This window comes from Vibrio sp. Of7-15, from assembly GCF_022347565.1.
Lineage (GTDB): Bacteria > Pseudomonadota > Gammaproteobacteria > Enterobacterales > Vibrionaceae > NORP241.
This window is the reverse complement of the sequence record NZ_JAKRGH010000056.1, coordinates 1-8049: the sequence shown is the minus strand read 5'-3', so window position 1 is coordinate 8049 and position 8049 is coordinate 1. Positions and strand designations below refer to the sequence as shown.

Genomic DNA, 8049 nt, shown 5'->3' with positions numbered 1-8049 from the left:
TATTTGATAACCAAAGGCATTCACCACCACTCGTTTATCACCGATAAACTGCATGTACATGCCACGCTTTAAATCAGAGAAATCTTCAATCGTATTGGTCTCTACATCAAAGCGTTTGTAGGCATTAAAATCGCCAAAAAACAGGTAACGACTGTCTGCCGTCCAAGAAAAATAAGTTTTTCCTGGGAAGTCATTCAGCTTACGCTCTTCCCCGGTTGCAATATCGACCAGTAAAAAATCTTCTCTATCAGTAGAGACAACCGCTACATATTGGCCGTTAGGAGACACAGCGATCTCTTGCGCAGCACTTATTCCTTTGTCATATACAAGTCGTAAATCTGTTCCATCCAGTTTTTTACTCCAAACCTTACGTCTAGTTTCATAATCATCACCACTTTCACGGTTTGCCCAGACAAAGGCGATACGTGGCTGATCGTATGCACTTTTATCACTCAAATCTTCCCGTGGCCACTCAGCGGCTTTAGGAATATCGTAAGAAACAAGGCCATGCTTATAATACACAATACTATTATGCTCTCCCACCATAACTCGGTTCTGAGGGATCGCAGGCTCGTTATATCGTCGCTCATAGCCTCGCTTAGGGCCACTTGATAAGGTTGGCCATGTACTCCATTCAGGAACAACCTCTACCTTGGGTTTTGGCGCAGGGGAAGCAGAGGGTTCACAGCCAGCCAGCAATAAACCTGCCAAAACTAAACATATTCCACGCATTTTCATTATTTATCCTTCGCTCGCGGCTTGCGGTACTAAATCTAAAATAGAAATATCAGTAAAAATAGGGGTTGTTTCATCTGGGCTGGTTACCCGCCCCATAACAACGTTGACTTTATCCATATCATCAGGCCAACCCGAAAAGGTCATTACTATCGGTTCGTCACTATTTTTTACCTCACCAAACGTTTTACGCTGAGACCATTCACCCTCAATTTGTGAGATTTCAATAAAATCATCAGAGCGATCGTATTCGGGATCAAAGTAATACAACACACATGCAGATGGTGTCGGTGGCTCCGTTGTGACTTGTGCTACACCTGTTTCCTGACTTTTTGCGTACAGTGCGGAGTTGTTCGTTAATAAATCATGGGCCAATTCATCGGATAGCTTGCATTCATCCACACTGAATACCGATTCACTGTCGCCAACAAAAGTCTGGTTGTCGCTGTACGCTTCTAGCCCTGTTATTGGCGTATAAATTACATCCACCTCTTCTGGGTTCGACTCTAATGCGTTAATTTCACTTAAGCTTAATGGGGTGTCACTGTAAGCTAACGCTAACTCCGTTTGCACTTCCCCCAATATTTTATATGGCAACCAAATATGGGGCTTAGGGAATCCTTCGGCAATACGGTTACGACCTTTTATTAACGTAGTTTCTCCTTTTTCGAGATCTACCGTGATCGTATGCGGCGTCTCTTCAGGGCAATAATCCGGGAAGATTACTGTTGCCTGAGTGCCAGACAAACCGCTGACGTGCGCCCATGCATTATGATCCAGTTTCCCTTTAATAACAGCCCCATTTTCACAGGTTAATTCAAAGGGTTGTTCTGGGAGAGGAAACTCAGTGTCTTGGCAATACAGACATAAGTCGACATACCGATCTGTTACGGTTTGAGTTTTGGGTTCTTCATCTAACTGACGATAATATTCTATGTCGATGTCTGAGTAATAACTGTTACTTTTCACCTCTAGCTCGCGCCAAACTTTGTTATTCCAAAGAACATAAAAAAAACCACTGGTGTACATTGCCGTCGATTGGGGATCTTTCGTGTCATCAACAAAAGCAGAAGGCAGTACAGGCACTAATACGTTATCCCACTCGTCTTTCTCTGTCTCTTTTTCTACTGGCTCTATGTTTTCTGCCAGCAGTAATTTCAGCGGGTTTGGGGCTCCATCCAGCGGAACCGTGAGATACAGGTTCTTAGGCTCACTTTCTAGATCTTTAAAAATAGCGAGGCTACGATGGGTAAAATCAATGTCTTTACGTGGTTTTGTAATTTTACTTGGCTGTTGGTCTGTTTTTTCTAATAACAAAGAGGCGCTATTAGCGGGCCACTGACCTGCAAACTCAACAACAATTTTATGCTCAGGGGATGGCTCAACAGGCGTATGTTCATAAACAGGAGGTAAGACATAATCATTGGTTACTGGCGCATAATTCGCCTTCACTAAACGATCTGGAGCCTCTAACAAAGAGCCAATCACACCTTCAATAAATGGCAGCTGCTTTAGTGCCCCTTCTGGGATTGGGGAGGTTCTTTTTCGTAAGCCTAACGCAACAAATTGGCCCAAGTTTAGTGTTTGAACCACCTGTTGAATAAAGGATGCAGTGACTTTGTGATCGTATTTACCTAGCCGAGATACCACCGAACTCGGTAACTGATTAATGATGTCTGTAGAGTGTCTGGCACGTTGCAGCTGCACTCTTAATTCTTGTGGGGTAATAAGAAAATCAAGGTCGCTCTTGATTAGGGAGCGACCGGATTTAAATGTTAACTTTTGCATAGACACTCCGAACTATAAAATAAGTTCGCAATGATTTGAGCTGATTAGACTCACGATAACGTTTTGAATGGCTTTTACAAGCCTATGATATTTCAAATTTTCATTTTAACAAGAGGTTACCGCAAAAACGAACATTATGCCTATCAATACATTCAAATTAACTGATAATTTGGCACAAGTTCAAAAAATGGCAGACAGGTACACGAGGGAAGAACCGATTAGTACACAATGTTTCTGTTGCAGTGCAATCATAACTCAGCCCCCTGAAAGTTATACAGCATCGGACGGCCATAAGCAGGACGGCTATTTTCAGCAATCCCCCAATGCACCTTCGCCTTTTTACAATAAAGCAAATCATAATCAATCATTAGCCCTACGGCGTAATCTTCATCCTCATTAATCAGCACTTTCTTATTTAAGCAACGCGATTTATCTGAGTATTTATTTATATTCCCCGTCTTTAAATCAACAATAAATTGTTCACCACCATTGACCGTGGTTTTTAAATTGCCAACCAGAGTATTTGATAACCAAAGGCATTCACCACCACTCGTTTATCACCGATAAACTGCATGTACATGCCACGCTTTAAATCAGAGAAATCTTCAATCGTATTGGTTTCTACATCAAAGCGTTTGTAGGCATTAAAATCGCCAAAAAACAGATAACGACTGTCGGATGTCCAAGAAAAATAGGTTTTTCCAGGGAAGTCATTCAGCTTACGCTCTTCCCCGGTTGCAATATCGATCAATAAAAAATCTTCGTTATCCTCAGAAATCGCCGCTAAATATTTGCCATTAGGTGAGATAACCACATCACGACCGAAACTGACGCCTTTGTCGTACACCAAGCGTAAATCCGTGCCATCCAGCTTTTTACTCCACACTTTGGTTTTGGTTTCATAGTCGTCACCATTTTCACGGTTTGCCCAAACAAAAGCGATGCGTGGCTGCTCGTATGCACTTTTATCATTCAAATCTTCCCGTGGCCATTCAGCGGCTTTAGGAATATCGTAAGAAACAAGGCCATGCTTGTAATACACAATGCTATTATGCTCTCCCACCATGACTCGACGCTGAGGGATCGCACGTTCATTGTAACGTAGTTCATAGCCACGCCTAGGGCCACTTGATAAGGTTGGCCATGTACTCCATTCAGGGGCAGCCTCTACCTTGGTCTTTTGTGCAGGGGGAGCAGAGGGCTCACAGCCAGCCAGTAATAAACCAGCCAACACTAAACATATTCCACGCATTTTCATTATTTATCCTTCGCTCGCGGCTTGTGGCTTGTGGCTTGTGGCTTGTGGCTTGTGCCAGGTACTAAAATACAATGAAAATAACATTAATGATAATTTCATTGCCCTCTCACAATTCAAGTCGTCACGGTGACTAAATGATTAAATTAAAACACATAAAATCAAATAGTTATACGTAATTTCTAATTGTGTTAATTTTAAAGATACTGGGTATCAATGACTAAAGCACCAACAGACAGTTACAACGTCACTAAACTTATAACAAATTTGATGTATTTCACAAAATAACCATCAAACTATTTACTCGTAAAAAGTACACGACAATGATGGATTATTTTCCAGATTTATGATGACTTTGAATGTTTAACTCAACTAAAGCGTACCAACTGTATCATCGTGAGCATGTTGGTTCACCACTCCTTCCCTTAGACAGAATAGACAGCAAAGCGATCAGGGATCTCACTGGATAAAAACCTGTACTGGAGGTTATTTCACGGAAGTAATTTTCCATGCTGATGGCACGCTGGAAGAATTTATGCTTTTTGAACGACTGAAGACGGTAGGTATATGTGATATAAGTGATGGAATAATGAATGTTCGTATTAAAAAGCACACAAACCATTATCAGTTTTCAGTTATAGCAAATAAGAACATCAACATTCACTCTGCCATTGAATACAAAAATGGAGAACTTTACTCGTTTTTAAAACATGCTCTTATTCAAAGGTAAAGAATACACAAACCTTATCTTTCCCGTAGTCAGTGTTGTACTGATTGTGATTAGATCTCGTTAGCAAGACGCCGCTGTAATTCTTTAATGGCCAATTGAAATACAGTGTGCATAGGAAGAGAATAAACTTCGTCGAGTGCACACCAAAAGAACTCAAATGTATGGCCACCATCATCGTTTGTATAATGGCTCCATCTTTCCGGTAAGCTTCCCGTATGACAAACAAAAAAGTGCCACTGTTGAGTCTGGTATCCAGATTCCCACTCTCCTAACGCATCCACGCTGTGAACATTGTTAACTCCCGACTCTTCATGCAACTCTCTTAATGCAGCACTAATGGTAGTCTCATTGAGCTCTAACGTCCCTTTTACCAATTGAACTCCCGCTAGTGGATGCCTAAACAGCAAGATTTCAGTTTTATTGCTTTGGCTACGAATGACCACAGGACATACTTTTATTTCCCTTCGTAGACGCCTTTGCTCAAAGTTATGGTTATTTTCAGACATTATTTTGGACTCGATAAATCGGCTTAATCATATTAACCTCTGTCGCAAAGTAGCCATTAGCCAAACGCAACAATCTAGATTGCTCACGCTTATGCTCTTTAAATCCTAATTTTTCGAACAGAGCCACATTGCCCGTTTCAGCAACACACCATAGCGACAGCTTATTCATAGCCCGATTAGGAAAGTGAGCAATAACCGAACTAATTAAATGTAAGGATAAGCGCTCCCCTCTCGCTGATTTAGCCACCGCTAAACTTTTTACGTGAAGAACATCATCGATTACGCGAGCTTCAACCCCAGCTACTAACTTATTTTTTTGCTCGATACCAAAGCATGACCAAGCCTGCAATTCTTTTTTCCCAGTGTCGAATTCTGCCTTTTCTACCCTGTAAATTTCCCTCATAGGCTGAAAACATGCATCCATTAATTGACGGTAATCAGGACAGTGTTGATTGACACTTTTTACTTTCATGTTCTTCGTTAACATCACTACTTCACCCTTTATTCAAATGTTCATTTACTGCTTTGATGGCAGATAAAACACCTAACCTTGGGCTACTTACTATCGGAGTGATGTTGTCAGTAATATCCATTACGCCTACCATGGAAGCTTGTGCCAGTACTATCACATCATAACCTTCACTCTTATTTTTAATTTCAACAGCAATGCGTTTTAAATACTCAGAATATCTACCAGACTCAAATAAAGGCCAGGCACTATCTACACAGTGTTGATCTATGTGTACTTCAAGTCCATGTATTAATGCTGAACTTCTAAGCAAGTTGTACGTCGGTGTTAACGTACTCGTTAGCGCAGCGATAATTAAAATAGTCTTGCCATGTTGTACCGCCCAATCTGCCATTGCACGGTCAACCCGTTGTACGCACCCTTGCTCTAGTTTGACAGATTCAGCAATTGAACCAATAGTGGAACACGTACATACGACAACACGTGTATTTTGACTCAGTGTACAGAGCGTTTGTTGGATACTTTGCTCCAGCTCTTTGCTGACACCTTGAGTGATTACCATCTCTAAGTATTCCGGTTTCACGATATGCTTAATGGCTAAGTTTGGATCTAACTCTTCTATTAATGCATCAAACGTTATAATGTGAACTTCCGATGTATGTAAAAACGTAATATCAAAATCCACGCTAAATTCCTTTATCTTGTATGACACAATGCCGCTGTTATTTTCTGTTGATGTTCAATGAGGTAACAAATGTCATTCAAATAAGCGAAGTGGTGACCATCATTCATGTTGCTTTGAAATGCCTCGTTGCCATTCCGTGCTTCTTTCTCCACAAACTGTACCAAGGCTCGGATCCTTTCAACCATCACATAGGGCAATTGTGCTCGTTCATCATCACTAACCCCATAAGAATCGCAGAATAATTTTGCACGTGATAACTGCTGATCCAAATCACCGTATGCGTCTATCTTATCGGTTTTAAAAGGAGCCCAGCAATACAACGCATAAGCAATATCCCACACTCTTGGAGCGGGATGTGCAGTATCAAAGTCAAATACCCCTACCACCTTTTTATTCTTCAAAGCGACGTTGTAAGGCGCAAAATCACCATGACAGACTACCTCCTGCGGTTCTCTTGCAGGTAACATCCATTGGTTTTCAAACTGATTTAGGTGGACTAAAAACGATTGTGTCGCATCATGATATCGACGTAGTAATTGGGCAGCACTTATCAAAGTATCTACTGTCGCTATATCGCCATTTAATGGGTAGTTAAAAACATTGCCTTGTACAAAGGATAGAACCTCTTGTTCTTTTTCAAAACCGAATGGCTGTGGTGCCGCATAAAAGCCAACAACTCTTAAATGGCTAAGTAGCGCATGAACCGCACCAGACCATTTTCCTTTCGGTCGATACAGCTTATTACCGTCCCGATAAACAGCCCCTTCTCGCCCCCCTTTGAGCTCTTCCATGCGTTCCCTTTCCTATTATCAGTTACTCAATTTTTTATTTAAACACTCGTTATAGCCAGCAACTTTGCTTTAGAACTGTTGTCGGGGACAACACATCTACCCACTTGTAGAGTAAACAACCAAAACAGGCATTAAACTGTTGTCCTCGACAACACTATTAACGATAAGAGATGAGAATGCAGAAACTAAAAAGTGTTGTCTACGACAACGGTTTTAATTGCGGCATAGACAACAATTAAAATCTAAAACGGGTAGAAATAAACAACTTAAAAATCGCAATGGCTGTCACTGGCTTGCTTTGTGCAGTCTGCATATACCGTAAATACAAAGCAATAAACAGTAAACACTAATTTTCGGAATTAGAATAAACGGTTCTCACTCAAAGCTGTTGTCCGCGACAACACCCACCCGAAGCGAGGTAAGCCAAGCGTAAAATAAGTTCAGAGAACCTAGTTCTAACATCAAAACCATAAAGCATAAAAAAGAGCGATTAAAAATCAAAAAATGATGTCACAACAGGTATACCCTTAAGTACAGCATCTACTCAGCATGGATCCTTCCGATGACAATAGCAGCTAGCTACAAACTCAAAATTTTAAGCCTGAAACTCAGAACAAGTTAATAACCCCTAAGAACTAAAACGCATCATCAAAGGTGAAATTGGGTAGTCGCTATTTAGCTATATTCAGAAGTAACAATGCCTTTCCCTGACCTGAATGCAATTGTTGAGATGGTGAGATTATCGCTGCTTACTTTCAAATACTACCCTTCCTAATTTAAGTAATTCTAATGCCGGTTGATTTCCTCTATCGGAATCGCACAACTGATTAGAGCAAGAAAGACACTCGTTAAAAATCTAAGTAACCTGAAGATCGGTTTAAGCCATTGTCACTAGGCCTGCTTTCTCAACAGGCGTAATATTCAACGATGGCTTTCCTGGCTTAAACAGTAAGCGAGCAAGCCAGCAAGTAGATTGAGCCTGAACCCATGTAGACTTCGATGGCGCGAGTGCTCTATCTGAGAGATATTCTTTAACTGATCGTTAATTGTCTCAATGATAAAGCGCTTCGAGAGCATGGCTCTATCCCAT

7 protein-coding genes and 2 pseudogenes are annotated in these 8049 nt (G+C 41.1%); all 9 read right to left on the bottom strand.

The genetic code is table 11. The annotated features are described in order from the left end of the window. Positions 1-738: pseudogene (locus MHO82_RS25450) on the bottom strand (hypothetical protein); the annotation flags it as partial. A 3-nt stretch (positions 739-741) separates the two neighbouring features. Further along, complete coding sequence (locus tag MHO82_RS25445) at positions 742-2523, bottom strand: hypothetical protein (protein ID WP_239189372.1); 1782 nt, start codon at positions 2521-2523, stop codon at positions 742-744. A 248-nt stretch (positions 2524-2771) separates the two neighbouring features. Further along, positions 2772-2930: a hypothetical protein gene (locus tag MHO82_RS25440; protein WP_239189370.1), complete on the bottom strand. Its 159-nt coding sequence runs from the start codon at positions 2928-2930 to the stop codon at positions 2772-2774. Positions 2931-3025: 95 nt separating this feature from the next. Next, complete coding sequence (locus tag MHO82_RS25435; protein ID WP_239189368.1) at positions 3026-3781, bottom strand: hypothetical protein; 756 nt, start codon at positions 3779-3781, stop codon at positions 3026-3028. Between the two features lie 777 nt (positions 3782-4558). After that, the gene (locus MHO82_RS25430; RefSeq protein ID WP_239189366.1) at positions 4559-5014 is read right to left on the bottom strand and encodes an NUDIX domain-containing protein; all 456 of its coding nucleotides are present in this window, start codon (positions 5012-5014) and stop codon (positions 4559-4561) included. Continuing rightward, positions 5007-5501, bottom strand: coding sequence for a GNAT family N-acetyltransferase (locus tag MHO82_RS25425; RefSeq protein ID WP_239189374.1), 495 nt, complete (start codon positions 5499-5501; stop codon positions 5007-5009). The genes MHO82_RS25430 and MHO82_RS25425 overlap by 8 nt, the downstream gene beginning before the upstream one ends. A gap of 7 nt (positions 5502-5508) precedes the next feature. Beyond that, complete coding sequence (locus tag MHO82_RS25420; RefSeq protein WP_239189364.1) at positions 5509-6168, bottom strand: hypothetical protein; 660 nt, start codon at positions 6166-6168, stop codon at positions 5509-5511. An 11-nt stretch (positions 6169-6179) separates the two neighbouring features. After that, on the bottom strand, positions 6180-6959 hold the full coding sequence (locus MHO82_RS25415; protein ID WP_239189362.1) for an aminoglycoside phosphotransferase family protein: 780 nt from the start codon (positions 6957-6959) through the stop codon (positions 6180-6182). 877 nt (positions 6960-7836) lie between these two features. Continuing rightward, positions 7837-8049 (bottom strand): annotated as a pseudogene (locus MHO82_RS25410) (transposase); the annotation flags it as partial.